This is a genomic window from Pantoea sp. AG702, assembly GCF_003182295.1.
GTDB lineage: Bacteria > Pseudomonadota > Gammaproteobacteria > Enterobacterales > Enterobacteriaceae > Pantoea > Pantoea ananatis.
Genome location: NZ_QGTU01000001.1, coordinates 215,177 through 229,652, shown reverse-complemented (window position 1 = coordinate 229,652; position 14,476 = coordinate 215,177). Strand labels below are relative to the sequence as shown.

The 14,476-nt window shown below is 57.5% G+C and carries 13 protein-coding genes; 2 read left to right on the top strand and 11 right to left on the bottom strand.

Going from position 1 to position 14,476, the window contains the following annotated elements; translation table 11 throughout:
- The first annotated feature begins 12 nt into the window (after positions 1 to 12).
- Positions 13 to 1,176, top strand: coding sequence for a M20 aminoacylase family protein (locus DFO57_RS01115; RefSeq protein ID WP_024470907.1), 1,164 nt, complete (start codon positions 13 to 15; stop codon positions 1,174 to 1,176).
- On the opposite strand, the gene ybiB is transcribed toward DFO57_RS01115, so the two are convergent.
- From ybiB to DFO57_RS01095, 4 genes are all read right to left on the bottom strand, one after another.
- On the bottom strand, positions 1,173 to 2,141 hold the full coding sequence (gene ybiB, locus DFO57_RS01110) for a DNA-binding protein YbiB (protein WP_014593253.1): 969 nt from the start codon (positions 2,139 to 2,141) through the stop codon (positions 1,173 to 1,175). The two genes, DFO57_RS01115 and ybiB, sit on opposite strands and share 4 nt — an antisense overlap.
- Before the next feature lie 27 nt (positions 2,142 to 2,168).
- Complete coding sequence (dinG, locus tag DFO57_RS01105) at positions 2,169 to 4,331, bottom strand: ATP-dependent DNA helicase DinG (protein ID WP_014593252.1); 2,163 nt, start codon at positions 4,329 to 4,331, stop codon at positions 2,169 to 2,171.
- A 194-nt stretch (positions 4,332 to 4,525) separates the two neighbouring features.
- The gene (locus DFO57_RS01100) at positions 4,526 to 5,056 is read right to left on the bottom strand and encodes a GNAT family N-acetyltransferase (protein ID WP_078828564.1); all 531 of its coding nucleotides are present in this window, start codon (positions 5,054 to 5,056) and stop codon (positions 4,526 to 4,528) included.
- Positions 5,053 to 5,616: a helix-turn-helix domain-containing protein gene (locus tag DFO57_RS01095; protein WP_013025144.1), complete on the bottom strand. Its 564-nt coding sequence runs from the start codon at positions 5,614 to 5,616 to the stop codon at positions 5,053 to 5,055. Before DFO57_RS01095 ends, DFO57_RS01100 begins: the two co-directional genes overlap by 4 nt.
- Positions 5,617 to 5,765: 149 nt before the next feature.
- On the opposite strand from DFO57_RS01095, the gene DFO57_RS01090 reads away from it, so the two are divergent.
- Positions 5,766 to 6,500 carry a MerR family transcriptional regulator gene (locus DFO57_RS01090; protein WP_013025143.1) on the top strand — a complete coding sequence of 245 codons (735 nt, stop codon included), beginning with the start codon at positions 5,766 to 5,768 and terminating at the stop codon, positions 6,498 to 6,500.
- A gap of 172 nt (positions 6,501 to 6,672) precedes the next feature.
- Here DFO57_RS01090 and DFO57_RS01085 read toward each other — a convergent pair whose 3' ends face one another.
- From DFO57_RS01085 to DFO57_RS01055, 7 genes are all read right to left on the bottom strand, one after another.
- Positions 6,673 to 7,404 carry an ABC transporter permease gene (locus DFO57_RS01085; protein WP_024470906.1) on the bottom strand — a complete coding sequence of 244 codons (732 nt, stop codon included), beginning with the start codon at positions 7,402 to 7,404 and terminating at the stop codon, positions 6,673 to 6,675.
- The gene (locus DFO57_RS01080) at positions 7,392 to 8,339 is read right to left on the bottom strand and encodes an ABC transporter ATP-binding protein (RefSeq protein WP_024470905.1); all 948 of its coding nucleotides are present in this window, start codon (positions 8,337 to 8,339) and stop codon (positions 7,392 to 7,394) included. Before DFO57_RS01080 ends, DFO57_RS01085 begins: the two co-directional genes overlap by 13 nt.
- Entirely contained in the window at positions 8,326 to 9,507 is a 1,182-nt protein-coding gene (locus DFO57_RS01075) for an ABC transporter permease (RefSeq protein ID WP_028714965.1), read from the bottom strand. The genes DFO57_RS01080 and DFO57_RS01075 overlap by 14 nt, the downstream gene beginning before the upstream one ends.
- A 3-nt stretch (positions 9,508 to 9,510) precedes the next feature.
- Positions 9,511 to 10,368: an ABC transporter substrate-binding protein gene (locus DFO57_RS01070; protein ID WP_085980253.1), complete on the bottom strand. Its 858-nt coding sequence runs from the start codon at positions 10,366 to 10,368 to the stop codon at positions 9,511 to 9,513.
- Between the two features lie 235 nt (positions 10,369 to 10,603).
- A complete protein-coding gene (idi, locus tag DFO57_RS01065) occupies positions 10,604 to 11,137 on the bottom strand; it encodes an isopentenyl-diphosphate Delta-isomerase (RefSeq protein WP_014593247.1) in 534 nt (177 codons plus the stop codon).
- 148 nt (positions 11,138 to 11,285) lie between these two features.
- Entirely contained in the window at positions 11,286 to 13,181 is a 1,896-nt protein-coding gene (locus tag DFO57_RS01060; RefSeq protein WP_110014987.1) for a methyl-accepting chemotaxis protein, read from the bottom strand.
- A 178-nt stretch (positions 13,182 to 13,359) separates the two neighbouring features.
- Positions 13,360 to 14,466, bottom strand: a complete 1,107-nt coding sequence (locus DFO57_RS01055) for a suppressor of fused domain protein (RefSeq protein WP_019106159.1) — start codon at positions 14,464 to 14,466, stop codon at positions 13,360 to 13,362.
- Positions 14,467 to 14,476 lie beyond the last annotated feature (10 nt).

Genomic DNA, 14,476 nt, shown 5'->3' with positions numbered 1-14,476 from the left:
GCGCGACATTGCATGACTCTTTCCTCTGACCTGCTTGATGATGCGCTGCGCTGGCGCCACCAGTTTCATCGCGAACCCGAACTCGGCTATGAGGAACATCGGACCAGCGATAAGGTTGCGCATGAACTTGAGCAGGCGGGCCTGCAGGTATTTCGTGGTCTTGCCGGGACGGGCGTGGTTGGCACCCTGAAAAATGGAAGCGGACCGGTCATCGGCCTGCGTGCCGATATGGACGCGCTGCCCATCAATGAAAAAGGCGAAACCGCCTGGCGCTCCAGTAAACCTGGTGTGATGCACGCCTGCGGCCATGATGGCCACACGGCGATTTTACTGGCGGCCGCCAGACAGCTTGCCGCCACGCGTCAGTTCAGCGGCACGGTGCATTTTATTTTTCAGCCTGCGGAAGAAAACCTCGGCGGCGCCCGGAAAATGGTGGAAGAGGGATTATTTACCCGTTTCCCCATGGATGCTGTCTATGCGATGCACAACTGGCCCGGCCTGCCGCTGGGATCGCTGGCGGTTAACGCCGGTGCGATGATGGCCTCACTGGATGCGTTTGAAATTACGCTGAGCGGTAAAAGCTGCCACGCGGCCATGCCGGAAAGCGGTGCCGACCCGATGGTGGTGGCAGCTGAACTGATTCTGGCCCTGCAAACGATCCCCTCACGTCGCCTTTCTCCCCTTTCCTCAGCCGTGGTGAGCGTCACGCAGATTCAGGGTGGTGAGGCAATTAACGTGATTCCCGAACAGATCGTTCTGCGCGGCACCGTGCGCTGCCTGCAAGACGATGTGCGCAAACGGGTTCATGCGCTTATTGATGATTTTGTCACTACGCTGCCGAAACCCTTTGGCGTCTGCGGCGCGATTCGCTGGCTACCTGGCTACCCGGTGACAACCAACCATACAGGCCCGGCCCGGCAGGTTCACGACGTTGCCGTCAGTACGCTGGGGGAAGAGCAGGTGCGGTGGCAGGTGAATCCCTCTATGGCCTCTGAAGATTTCGCCTGCATGCTGGAAGCCTGCCCGGGGGCCTATTTCTGGCTCGGTGCAGATGGTGCAACCCCATCCGCCCCCTTACATAATGCTCACTACGATTTCAACGATGCGCTCATCCCCACCGGTATCCGCTTCTGGCAAAACCTGGTTGAGCACGCCCTGCCACAGGCTCACCGTTAAAAACCGGCCGCCGCCAGTTTCTCAAGGCCGGCTTCCCGCGAGGCGCACTGACCGCTTGCGCGCAGGCAGCAGGCAATTTGCAGTCGCAGCGCCTCTGGCAGAGGGCGCTGGTGATTCAGCACCTCTTCCGTCCACCGCGCTGTCTCGGCGGCCGACTTGTCGGCGGGCAGCGGCACCGCTACCTCCGGCTGTCTCTCTACCCAGACCTCCGCCTGCTGTGCTGCACCGCCCACATAGCTGATGGCCGGGCAGCGCTGCGGATTGGCATAAACCTCACCTTCGGTCCCGTTCAGCAGAATCGCGGGGGCATCAATAGCGCTAAAAAAGGTCGCCACCCGTGGAACATACTCCGGGTGGGATACGCTTGACAGGCGCAGGGCCTCGCGCTCACCAAACGGCGTGGCCAGCTTCGCCAGCGTGTGGGCGCTGTTACGCACGCCCATGCGCCAGCGTAACGACAGCTGTTTTGCCATGGGTGGGCAGAGGTGATCGATGGTAATAAAGGCCAGCTCACCCCTGTCGAGCTTTGCCTGTGCCTGTTCGGCCGTAGTGACCGGCACGATCCCCAGCGCGGCAAAGACCGCTTCGCTGGTCACGCGCGTGGCATCGTCACTGACGCCGTGAACCAGCACGGGCAGACCGAGCCTGTTAAGCACCTGCGCCAGTAATGGGGTTAAATTTCCCTGACGGCGCGCACCGTTATAGCTGGGAATGACCACAGGCATGGGACGACCGCTCGGCGCCTGCAGGCGCATCACACGCGACTGCATCGCCTGATAGAAGCCGCGCATTTCTGCTTCGCCTTCACCTTTGATTCGCAGGGCGATTAAAATACTGCCCATTTCAAGATCCGGCACCTCGCCGTCCAGCATTGCGCCGTAGAGTGCCAGGGCACTGTCGAAATCGATATCGCGAGCATGGTTCTTACCGCGCCCGACTTCTTTGATAATTTTATTCAGTTCCATCACGCATTTCCGCTCAGTGGCAACGACTTAACGCCGCTTCGCACGCGGTTTGCGCGTGCCGGGATTGGGTTTGGTGTTTCTGGCCTCGGGTTCAGGCGTGACCGGCTGCTCAATTGAAAACACCGGCAGCGCCGCCAGCAGCCGACTGCCGTAAGCTTTACTCAACAGGCGGCGATCGTAAATAACTATCTCGCCAAAACACTGATGGCTGCGGATCAAACGCCCGACCTGCTGAATCAGCGTAAAAGAGGCGCTGGGTAAGCTCTGTACCTCAAACGGATAACGCCTGAGGCTCTTCAGCCATTCGCCCTCGGTTAAAATTACCGGACTGTCTATGGGCGGAAAAGCAATTTTATGGATATGTACCTGACTGAGCAGCTCACCTTTTAAATCCAGCCCTTCCGCAAACGACTGCAGGCCGATGAGAATACTGGTATCGCCCTGCTCTACCCGTTTGCGGTGCAGGGCGATCAGGCGACTGCGGGGCTGATCGCCCTGCACCAGCATCATCAGTCGTAATTCTGGCAGCGCCTCGACAAACTGTTGCATGGCGCGCCCGCTGGCAAATAACACCAGCACGCCTTTATGCTTTTCTGTCTGCATTTGCTGGCGGAAAAAGGCCGCCATCTCCGCGATGTGCTCAGCCTCATTCGCCATCAACGGTTCGTAGCGCATCTGCGGGATCACCAGCTTGCCCTGATCGACGTGGCTGAACGGCGACGCCAGTGCCACAAAACGGTCGCCCGCCTTTTCATTCAACCCCGACATTTCCTGCAGGCGGCTAAAGCTGTTCAATGAGCGCAAGGTCGCGGAGGTCACGACAACGTGAGGAATCTTGCGCCACAGCATTTTTTCCAGCTGATCGCAGACGCGAATTCCCGCGCAGTGGAAGAACAGGTGTGCCTGACCGTCGCGCAGTTCACGGGTTATCCATTTTGAAACGGGCGCACCAGAGGCTTTTTCCATCGCAGCCAGTCGCCACAGCTTGCTGACTGATTCAAACCAGCCAAAGTGGCGGTTGAGCTGCAATAAATTGCGGTGCAGACGCACGAGATCGACGCTTCCGGTTTGTTCACTCAAGGCGTTAATCAACCCTTCGCTGAGCCCACGTAGCCCGTCGCTCAGCTTGAACAGCCGGGCGCACAGCGCCAGCAGCTCGTCAGGTAAGGTGCCCAACACGAAACGAAACTCGCCGGGCTGATTGTGCGGCGGAAGCAATGGGCTTAATGCCTCACTTATGGTGGCAAGGCGTTCGCGCAGTTCATCACAGTGGGCTTTAAGACGTTCGGGATTAGCCAACGGCGGGGGTGATTTGGGCCGCATCTGGCTCATAATCGCCTCCACCAGCTTCACAAACAGATCGAGCTGCAGGCTGGTCCAGCCGGGCGTGATATCGGCGCTCATCTCCAGTGCATCACGCGCCACTTCAGGCAGGTGATGCCCTTCATCCAGCACCAGCATCAGATTTTTGGCCGGGGGCAGCACCGATTCGTTTTCCATGGCCGCCATCACCAGCGCGTGGTTGGCTACCACCACATCGACCTGCTCGATTTCCCGCCGGGCAACGAAAAACGGACATTCGCGGTACCAGCGGCAATGCACGCCAAGGCAACTGGCTTTGTCAGTAGACAGACGCTGCCACAGGCTGTCGCTGACGTTCTCCTCGCTGTGATCGCGCAGGCCATCCCACTGATAGCGATCCAGTGACTTTTGCAGCCGTCCGCACTGGATCTGCTCTTCTTTGGTGCTGCTGACCGCTTCGTCATCCAGGTAGAACAGCAAATCGGCCTGCTGATTATCGTCTGCGACCAGCGCGGCCAGATTGCGCGGACACACATAGCGCCCGCGTCCAAAGGCAGCAGTAAAGGTGAGATCCGGAATGATTTTTTTAAGCAATGGCAAATCTTTGCTGAAGATCTGATCCTGCAAGGCGACGTTGGCCGTGCTGATCACCAGCCGCTTCTCTTCCGCGCGGCTGACGGCGATGCCAGGAATAAGATACGAAAGGGTTTTGCCCACGCCAGTCGGCGCTTCTACAGCCAGGTGGCGACCGTCATCACCCGACAGACATTTCGCGACCTCCGCGATCATCTGCCGCTGGGCAGGACGGGGAATAAAGTCTGGCACCTGTTGCTGCAGCGCTTTATACCACTGTGCGATCTGGCTTTTTAATGCTGCTGTCAGGGCCATGTTAAGATTACCGCTTTACTCGATGGCCTGTATTTTTACACAGTATCGCAGTGACGTCAGCTTTCGGGTCTGTTTTTTCGTGCTGGCTTCAGAAAAGGCCTGCTCGTGCTGTCGGGTCAACAGCAGGCCACAGCCGCCGTGGCGCGTTGTCGCGTGTTGCGCAGGGATAAGGCGGCGGCCCGAAGGCCTGTACTTCAGCCGCCGTGCGAATCCAGCACCTTAAACATCACTGTGGTCGGGTCCAGTTTTCCCTCAATAGACTGCGCATAGGCAGGAATTTCACCCGCAACCTGCCAGTGCAGCGCGCGATAAAGATCGCTTGCCACGTCCCCGGATCGGGTGTCCAGCACCAGCAGGCGTTTTCCCTTCTGATGCGCCCGCTGTTCTGCCTGCTGCATTAACCTGCGCGCTATCCCCTGCCGCCGCGCCTGCGGATGCACGAGCAGCTTACTGACTTCGGCCCTATGGCTTCCATTGGGCATGGCGCTGTCATTGAGCATCACGGTGCCCACCACCCGGCCATGCTGGCGGGCAACCAGCAGTTCACTCTGGCCTTTTTCCAGCGCGGCAAGCTGATTTTGCCAAAAAAGGGTCATCACGCTGATGTTTTCAGGATCGATAAAACCGATGCTGGCACCCTCGGCCACACAGGCCTGTAAGACCTGGGCCAGTTCGGGTAAAACCTGTTGTGCCTCAGCGGCGCTGAGTTGTTGATACGTCATCATGATTTGCAGACCACCAGTAAGTAGCGGGCACCTTCAGTAAGATGTGCCTGAAAAGCGGACGCGCCGCTAAGATGAAAACGCAGGCTGTCGCCGGGTGCTAAGGTCCAGCTCTGCGCGCCCATGGTTATCGTCAGCTGTCCCTGTTGCATCCAGATATGTTGTTCCATGCCCTGTAGCGGTGGCGCGTCGTATTCGACGCGCGCGCCGGGCCGCAGTGTGCCTTCGATCAGCTCACAGCGGAAATTATGGGCGGGCGGTGAGACATTGCGGCGGCTAAATCCACTGGCTTCGTCGTTCCAGATCGGCTGGCGTTCGCGAGGGATCAGGAGATCGCTTTCCGCTTCCACTTCGCTCAGCAGGCGCGACATGGTCAGACTGTAAGCCACACACAAACGATTAAGCAGGGCAGCCGTTGGGCTGGTTTCAGCACGCTCAATACGCGATAATGTGGGCCGGCTAATGCCGGTGGCGGTTGAGAGTTCATCAAGTGACCAACCCTGCTTCATCCGTAATTCTGCAAGGCGGGCTGCTAAGCGTTGCTCCGTATTATCAAAAGACATGTTTCATCTCACTTATGAAAAATAAATCTCATAACTGAGATAGAACAACAATTAAGCGCAGCCGTCAAGTTGTACATCTAAAAATTGGTTGTACAACTTAACAGGCTTCGTTATGGTGTTTTAACTCAGGTCAGTTTAAAGAGGTAAATATGACCTTATACAGTATCGGCGATGTCGCCGAACGCTGTGGCATAAATCCGGTTACCTTACGCGCCTGGCAACGACGTTATGGATTATTGAAACCACAACGTACCGAAGGCGGTCATCGACAGTTCGATGAAGAAGATGTTCAGCGTATCCAGGAAATCATGCGCTGGATTGAAAGTGGAGTACCAGTAGGCAAGGTCAAAGCACTACTGGAAGGTGGAGATGTTGATTCCAACGATGGCTGGACCGCCATGCAGGACGAACTCATCAGCATACTGCGCCATGTAAGACCGGCTAAGCTACGCAACAAGATCGCTTTAATTGGTCGCGAACATGCGGTTGATGCCTTGATCGATCACGTTTTTATGCCCATAAGGCAGAAACTCAGCCTGGATCAGAATACAGCACGGACAATGTGCAGCCTGCTGGATGGCATCCTGATCGACTACGTGGCTTTTTGTCTGGCAAGCAGTCGCAAAAAAGCCGGTAAAGAAGCGCTGATTATTGGCTGGGGCATTGAAGATCGCACGCGCATCTGGCTGGAAGGATGGCGACTGTCGCAGCACGGCTGGCGCATCGACGTGCTTGCCGAACCGCTTGATGTTCCCCGGCCCGAGTTATTTCCGGGGCTGAATATGTTTGTTTTTACCGGTAAAAGACTGACGCGCCGTCAGCAGGAACAGCTGGCACACTGGCAGGAACAGGGATTCTCTGTACGTTTGCACGACGCACACTGAAATAAAAACGCACGCTCGGCACTATGACTGCTGCCTTGCGCGCGCTATTATCCCCGCCTTGACGTAAACACCCTCAGGTTAGTTATGAACTGGAAAAAAACATTTTTTGCCACGCTGTTTGCCATTATGGCTATCGGCGGCACCAGTGGACTTATGCTGGTTGGCTATTCACTTATCGTTCATTCACGCTAAGACGGCGCTGCAGCCGTTCAAACAGGCGATCGCTGACGATCGCTAACAGCCCGACCAGCAACGCGCCTTGTATGACATAGGCGGTATTAAAGCCGCTCAGGCCGATGATGATGGGCGATCCCAGGCTCTTTGCCCCGACGGTAGAGGCGATGGCCGCCGTGCCGATATTGATGATGACGGAGTTACGTATCCCGGCAATGATCACCGGTGCCGCCAGCGCAAGCTCAACCTGCCACAAACGCTGCCAGCCACTCATGCCGACACCCACGGCGATCTCACGACTGCTGGCCGGGACGCTGTCCAGCCCCGCCAGTGTGCCCTGTAAAATTGGCAGCAGCCCATAAAGCAGCAATGCCACCACGGCAGGCCACGCGCCGAATCCCATGACAGGCACGGCTATCGCCAGCACCGCCACCGGCGGGATCGTCTGACCGGCGGCGGCGATGGTTTCCAACAACGGGCGAAAAGCCCGTCCCGCAGGGCGAGTGACCAGCACGCCGCTGCCGACGCCGATAGCAACCGCCATCAGGCTGGCGGTTACCACCAGAAAAAGATGTGCCAGGGTGAGCTGCCAGAAACTGTCCTGCTGATAAAGCGGGCGGGCCAGATCGGGAAACCAGGCGGCAAACACGGGGCCGCTGTAGGGCATGGCCGCCAGCAGGCTGAGATAAAACAGGACCAGCCACAGCAGAGGATCGGCTAACCGTCGCATTGTTGAGCCTCTGCGTGATGAAGGAGATCGCTGAAGTAGAGCACGCCCAGCGGTTGCTGATGCGCATCTACGACGGGCAGTTTATCCGTGCCGCGGCTGATAAACTGTGACAACGCTTCGCGCAGGCTCAGCGTCGCCGCCAGCGGCTCGGCATCCAGCCATTCCCCACGACGTACTGCGCGTCCCACCTGGCCAAGCGCCAGCAGATGCAGCCCTATCTCGCTGCGCCCCAGAAAATCACGCACAAAGTCGTTGCCTGGCCGGGTCAGCAATTCAAGCGGTTTACCCTGCTGAACGATCTCACCGTCGTCCATGAGTACAATATTGTCGGCCAGCGTCAGGGCTTCATCAATATCGTGCGTGACCAGCACGATGGTGCACCCTGAAGCACGGTGAATGCGTAACATCTCCTGCTGAAGCGCAGTGCGCGTGACCGGGTCCAGTGCGCCAAAGGGTTCATCCATCAGCAGTACGTCAGGATCCGCCGCCAGCGCCCGCGCAACACCAACGCGCTGCTGTTGTCCCCCGGAGAGCTGATGTGGATAGCGGCGAAGTAATGCCGGATCCAAATTCAGCAGTGCGATCAACTCGTCAATACGTTCGCGCCTGCGCGCTTTTGACCAGCCCAGCAAGGCAGGGACGGTAGCCATGTTCTTTTCAATCGTCCAGTGCGGAAACAGACCAATCGACTGAATGGCATAGCCGGTACGGCGGCGCAGCGCCTGGGCATCCATCTGACGAATGGATTCGCCTGCAAAGCGGATTTCCCCTTCATCGTACTCCACCAGACGATTAATCATTTTAAGCGTGGTCGATTTACCTGAGCCCGAGGTGCCCAGCAGCACGGTAAAGGTTCCTTTTGCGATGGTCAGCGACAGGTTTTTAACCGCGGCTTTACCCGCAAAGAACCGGGTGACGCCATCAAACTGAATCATCTTTTCTCTCCAGCAGGGAAATCAACAAGCGGAATAACGCATCCAAAGTCACCGCCATCGCAATCACCGGGATCACGCCTAACAGCACTAAGTCCAGCGCGTTGCTCAGCAGCCCCTGGAAAATAATCGCGCCGAATCCGCCTGCGCCGATCAGCGCCGCCACCACGGCCATGCCCAGTGTCTGCACCACCACAACCCGTATGCCCGACAACCACACCGGCAAGGCCAGCGGCACCTCCACGGCGAAAAACTGCTGCCTGCCGCTCAGCCCCATGCCGCGCGCACTTTCGCGCACGTCTGGCGGCACCTGCTGCAGTCCGGTTACCACGCTGCGCACCAGCGGCAACAGGGCATACAACACCAGCGCGATCAGCGCGGGCGCCATGCCAATGCCGCTGATGCCCCATGCACCTGCCCAGGGAAAGCGTTTTGCCAGCCCCGCCAGTGGGGCAATGAGTAAGCCAAACAGCGCCACGGAGGGCACCGTCTGAACCACATTCAGCACGCCGAAGACGCTGCTTTGCCAGCCGGATCGCCGGTAAAGCACGATGCCCAGCGGGAAAGCAATCAGTAAAGCAGGCAGGACGGTGGCGGCCAGTAGCGTCAGATGACGCAATAAGGCCGCATCAAAGACCGACTGGCGGTTGGCATATTCTTTCAGTAACGACAGGTCGTCCAGCTGGCCGCTGAACAGCAGCCAGAGGGGAAGGATCCATACCAGCAGATTCAGCACCAGTTGCCACAGCCTGCGGCGGGTGAGCGCACGCGCGGTATCGGTGATCAACAGTAGCGTCAGCGCGCTGCCGCACCACATGCCGCTCGCAAAGCTGGTTCGCGCCAGTCGGCTGCCCTGCCCGGCCAGCACCCTGGCCTGGTCGCCGCTGAGCCAGATCATGACCGCCAGCACCAGCCCGGCGCTTATTAACTGCAACGCGCAGCGAAACCCCGTCGGTCTGGCCCACAGCAGTAACCACAGCAACGCCAGCGGGGGCAGAAGCGCCATGCCGTGCGCCATTTGCCAGAGCATCACCGGCTGGCCGGCAACCAGACGATTAGCCGCAAAGCTCACAAACGGCAGGCAGCCTGACGTCAGGCTCAGTAACATAATCAGTACCAGCGCCACCGGCTGCTGTCGAGGCCGGGATATCGCCTCCCGCGATAGCCACATCGGTTACAGCAGCTTTTTCTGTTCTAACCACGCTTTCGCCACGCTGCTGGCGTCCTGCCCTTCAACGGCAATTTTGGCGTTGAGCTGCTGCAATGTCTTTTCATCCAGCGCACTGAAAACGGGTTTAAGCCATGCAGCCATTTGCGGGTAAGCCTGGAGAACCGCTTCACGCACTACTGGCGCAGGCGCATAAATGGGCTGAACGCCTTTTGGGTCACTGAGCGTTTTCAGGCCCAACGCGGCAACCGGGCCATCCGTACCGTAAGCCATGGCGGCATTGACGCCTGACGTTTGCTGCGCGGCTGCGCCGATAGTCACGGCGGTATCGCCCCCGGCCAACGATAACAGCTGATCCTGTTTTAACGTAAAGCCATAGGCTTTTTCGAATGCGGGAAGCGCATCACTGCGTTCGATAAATTCCGCAGAGGCAGCCAGCTTGAACGTGCCCCCTTTTTTCAGATAGGCGCTGAGATCGTCAAGGGAGTTGAGGTGATTTTTCTCCGCGACGTCGTTACGGACCGCGATGGTCCAGGTGTTGTTCGCCGGGGCGGGCGTCAGCCACACGAGGTGATTTTTTTCGGCATCAAGTTTTTTCACTTTTTCATAGCCTTCGCGGGCATGCTTCCAGGCACTGTCTTTTTCATCATTAAAAAAGAAGGCTCCGTTGCCGGTGTATTCCGGGTAGATATCCAGTTCGCCCGCGGTGATGGCGCCCCGCACCACCTGGGTTGCCCCCAGCTGAATTTTGTTAACGGTCTTGACGCCGTGCTTTTCCAGCACCAGCAGGATGACATTGCCCAGCAGTGAGCCTTCAGTATCTATCTTGGAACCCACACGCACCGGGTCGGCCGCGTGTGCCATTCCCAGACTCAGCAGTAAAAGGCTGATGCCGGCCAAACCGCGAATGTTTGCCATGATGCTTTCCTTATTGATGTATTTATCTGGAAGTACGGTTGGCCGTAGGGATAACCTGACAGGCACGCCCACCGTTTTAGAGGTTGCAATAAAAGCGTAGCCTGGCAATCGCATTCCGCGATCTGTTTTGTCCTGAAATCAGACGCGGCTAACCCTGACCGCATCGGCCAGGGCTCGGTGATTAAGCCGGGAAAGTGAAACTGTCGAGACAGGCAGGAATACGGGGAAAGGTATGAAGGAACCAGGGCGTAAACTGCTGGGGCTGCTGCTGCATTTGCTGGGCAATATCCTGCATTGAGCGGTAGTCAAATGCATCCGCCTCCTGCGGATTAAGCACGGGCAGCGCGTCGCTCACGGCAAAAAAGACATGGCCGTACTCGTGCTCTGTCAGGCCATTACTGAGCGGCAGGTTATAGCTCAGTTCGAAGACAGGCGTCAGCGACAGGATCATGCCCATTTCTTCGCGCAGACGGCGTTCGGCCGCCTCTTTAGTCGATTCATGAGGATAAGGATGACCGCAGCAGGTATTGCTCCATAATCCGCCGCAGTGATATTTATCACTGGCGCGACGCTGGAGCAGCAGCTCCTGCCGGGTGTTAAAAACGTACACCGTGACAGCGCGGTGCAGTAATCCTTTTTCATGCACTTCCAACTTTTCCATTTTGCCGGTGGGACGATCAAGATGGTCGACGAGGATAACTTCAATAGCAGACATGAGGATTCCTTGAGTGTATTCCTCATTATTCTGGCACAAGATTGGGGAGGTTGAGGGGATAAAATTGTGCTGTTTATGCACAAATCTGTCAGACGGCAATGGCGATCGTCGAAAACGTCAGGCCAGCGGGCGCTGGCCTGACTGTGAATTACAGTTTGAAGCTTTGTACAACCTGTTCCAGTTGCAGACTCTGGGCTTCCATCGCCTGCGCGGCAGAGGAGACCTCTTCCACTAAGACGGCGTTCTGCTGCGTGGTGCCGTCAAGCTGAGTAATGGCAACGTTAACCTGTTCGATGCCCATGCTCTGCTCACGACTGGCGGCCATGATCTCGCTCATTAGCGTAGTGACGCTGCTCACGCCCTGCACCAGCTCGTCCATGGTTTGTCCTGCCTGTTCGACCAGCTGACTGCCTGCATCGATATTCGCGACCGACTCTTCGATCAGTTTTTTGATTTCACGTGCGGAGTTGGCCGAACGCTGCGCCAGATTACGCACCTCCGAGGCGACCACGGCAAAACCACGGCCCTGCTCGCCAGCACGCGCGGCTTCAACGGCGGCGTTGAGTGCCAGGATATTGGTCTGGAAGGCAATGCTGTCGATCACGCTGATGATATCGACGACTTTACGCGAAGAGTGGTGAATTTCGCCCATCGTGCTCACCACCTGACGAACCACTTCCGTTCCGCGCGACGCCACTTTAGAAGCCTCACCCGCCAGCTGGTTCGCATGCGTTGCGTTGTCGGCGTTCTGGCGTACAGTGCCGGTCAGTTGCTCCATAGAAGCCGCCGTTTCAACAATCGAGCTGGCCTGCTCTTCCGTGCGCGAGGAGAGGTTGGTGTTGCCGCTGGCAATTTCACGCGACGCCGCAGAGATGGCCAGGGCGCTGCTGCCGACCTGCTGCATTAACCCCTGCAGATAGCTGATAAAGTGGTTAAAGCTCTGCGCAACGGCGTTAAATTCCGGGCTGTTACTGGCTGGCAGACGCTGCGTGAGATCCGCGCCCCCTGTCGACAGCGCTTCGATATTTTGGTTGAGCATGCTCAAACGCTTCATCATGGCGCGCATGAAACCCAGCATGACCAGCAACAGAATAATGGCCAGAGGGATCTGCACCAAACCCAGGCGCATCAGCATATTGTGGGACTGGGCTTTCAGCAGGCTGGACGGTACACTACTGGCCAGATACCACGGGCTGCCCGGAATAGCCTGCAGAAACAGCGTTTGCTCGCCATCGTTGCTGCTATAGGTTGACTCTGCGGACTTTGTCCCCGCACTGGCAAGCATCGCTTTCAGCGGCGCAGCCATAGGATTTTGCAGATCGCTCAGGTTTTCGAGTTTCGGCGTGCCGTTAACCAGCGCCGCGTTACCCACGACTTTGCCGTCGGACTCAACGATCAGGACGTCTCCATGAATCGCCTCGCCCATCTTTTTAGCCAGTTGGTTGAAGAAACCCAGCGTAACGTCGATGGTGGAAACGCCCCAGACTGTCCCATCGCGGTAGATTGCCATGGCACAGTTGGTACGCGGCTGTGGGCTGGCGGCATCCTGATAAGCTTTAGCCCAGGCGCACTGCCCTTTCGGCGCGGCCATGCCGTCTTTATACCAGGGCTGCTCCCAGTATTTGTCCGCGGCTTCAGTGTTCCAGTAGGTGTTAACCTGGAGCTTGTTGCTGGCGTCACGTGCAAAAAAGCTGCTGTCTTTCTCTTTACCCGCCTCGCGACGATGGGGTAAAGGCCAGATACCGCCACCGAAAACGTTACTGTCCTGATACTGGTTGACCAGTGCAGGTAATAAGGTGTCGATGGCGGCGCTGTCGATGACCGAGGCGGCCTCGGTAATGGCACGTTGCTGTGCCTGAACACGGTTCATTTGCTCAACGATGCCGGTTGCCAGCGAATCCACCTGATAGCGAATCAGGCGGCTTTCATTGTCCACCAACTGAGGCGCGACAAACTGGTTGATCACCCAAATAGTGACCAACACTAGCGCAACAAAAAAACCGATAAGCGTTGCTGTGAAGCGGGATTGCGTGGTCTTTAACATCATTGTTCCCCTGGACCTTTTGTGGCGCTATTGCCTGATCGGGGTTAACGGCACGGCAAGGGGGAACTTGAGTAGACCAGATCACAAATTTAACAAGTCTTTTAACAATAAAGATATTTAGTTACGCCAGGTCAGTAACTTTTTCCACCAGGCGGAAAAATCGCCCTGTCTCCGGCGTTTATTCTGTGTTCACGACCTGTTCACGCGGTCGAAATATGTGCGTATTTCCCCCGGCGGTGAGCCGTTCACGCAGATGCTGCCCGCCCTGGGCTTCGCTCTGGGCAAATTGCCGTTCCGCTTCGGTTACCGGCGTGGCCCACAGCAGCGTGGGTCTGTCGCCATCCTGTCTCGGCAGCGGGAACTGGGCCTGTTCCGGGGCCAGCTCGTTGGCTAACAGGTAGCTTTCGAATCCCACCGGTGCCACCTCTGAGGCCAGCGTATGGCCTTCGCCCAGCCAGGTCAGCCGAGCCCACGGCAAATGGACAAATTCAGCCAGCGCGCTGGCCATCTGGACCGCATTGCTTTCTGTCATGACTTCGCCATCGACCGCCATCGCCAGCTCTGCCCGGCGGTACTGCGGGGCCAGTTCATCGAACAGAAAATCAACCTGCGGCATGGGGCGAATGCTCATGCCCAGGGTCAGAAAGTACCAGATGCCGTTATGGTAGTGCTGAGAGAGCGCCATGGGCGGCCAGTTGCCCTGATCGATCGCGTAGTATTTGACCGACTCGCCAAACTGCGCCTGATAACAGGCCAGCAAGTCCTGTTGCACCTTGTCCCATTGGCTGCCGTCATGCCATTCACGCCAGAACTGGCGCTGCTGTTCGGCAAGGGCATAGTAATGATTGGTCGAGGCTGAACCGAGCGGCGCGGTCAGGCGGTTTTTTTTGATACAACCGGCGGAGAAACTGACCTGTTTATCCTGGTAAAGGCTCCAGCCAGGAATTACGGCAAGAAGTTGCCCGTAGTACCACAGTGCCGCTCCCGCATCTCCGGGTTCCCAGAGAATTTGCAGACCTGCGGGATCCAGCGGCGGTTCAGCTTCCAGATTACGGCAGTATTCTGCACTCAGCAGGGGGGCAATGCCCTGTTCCATCGCCTGGTGATCTTCCTGAACCGGCGCAGGGAGCAGGTTTCGTAACCAGCAGCCACGCACCGCAAACTGGCTACGAAACAGATCGGTTGGCCAGATATAGAAATAAGCAGTCCGCGCATCCTGTTCGACAATTGCCGTCAGGGTGCGCTGCTGATTGTGGACTTCAGCAATCAGTGATTGATACGTCATAGCGCCTCGA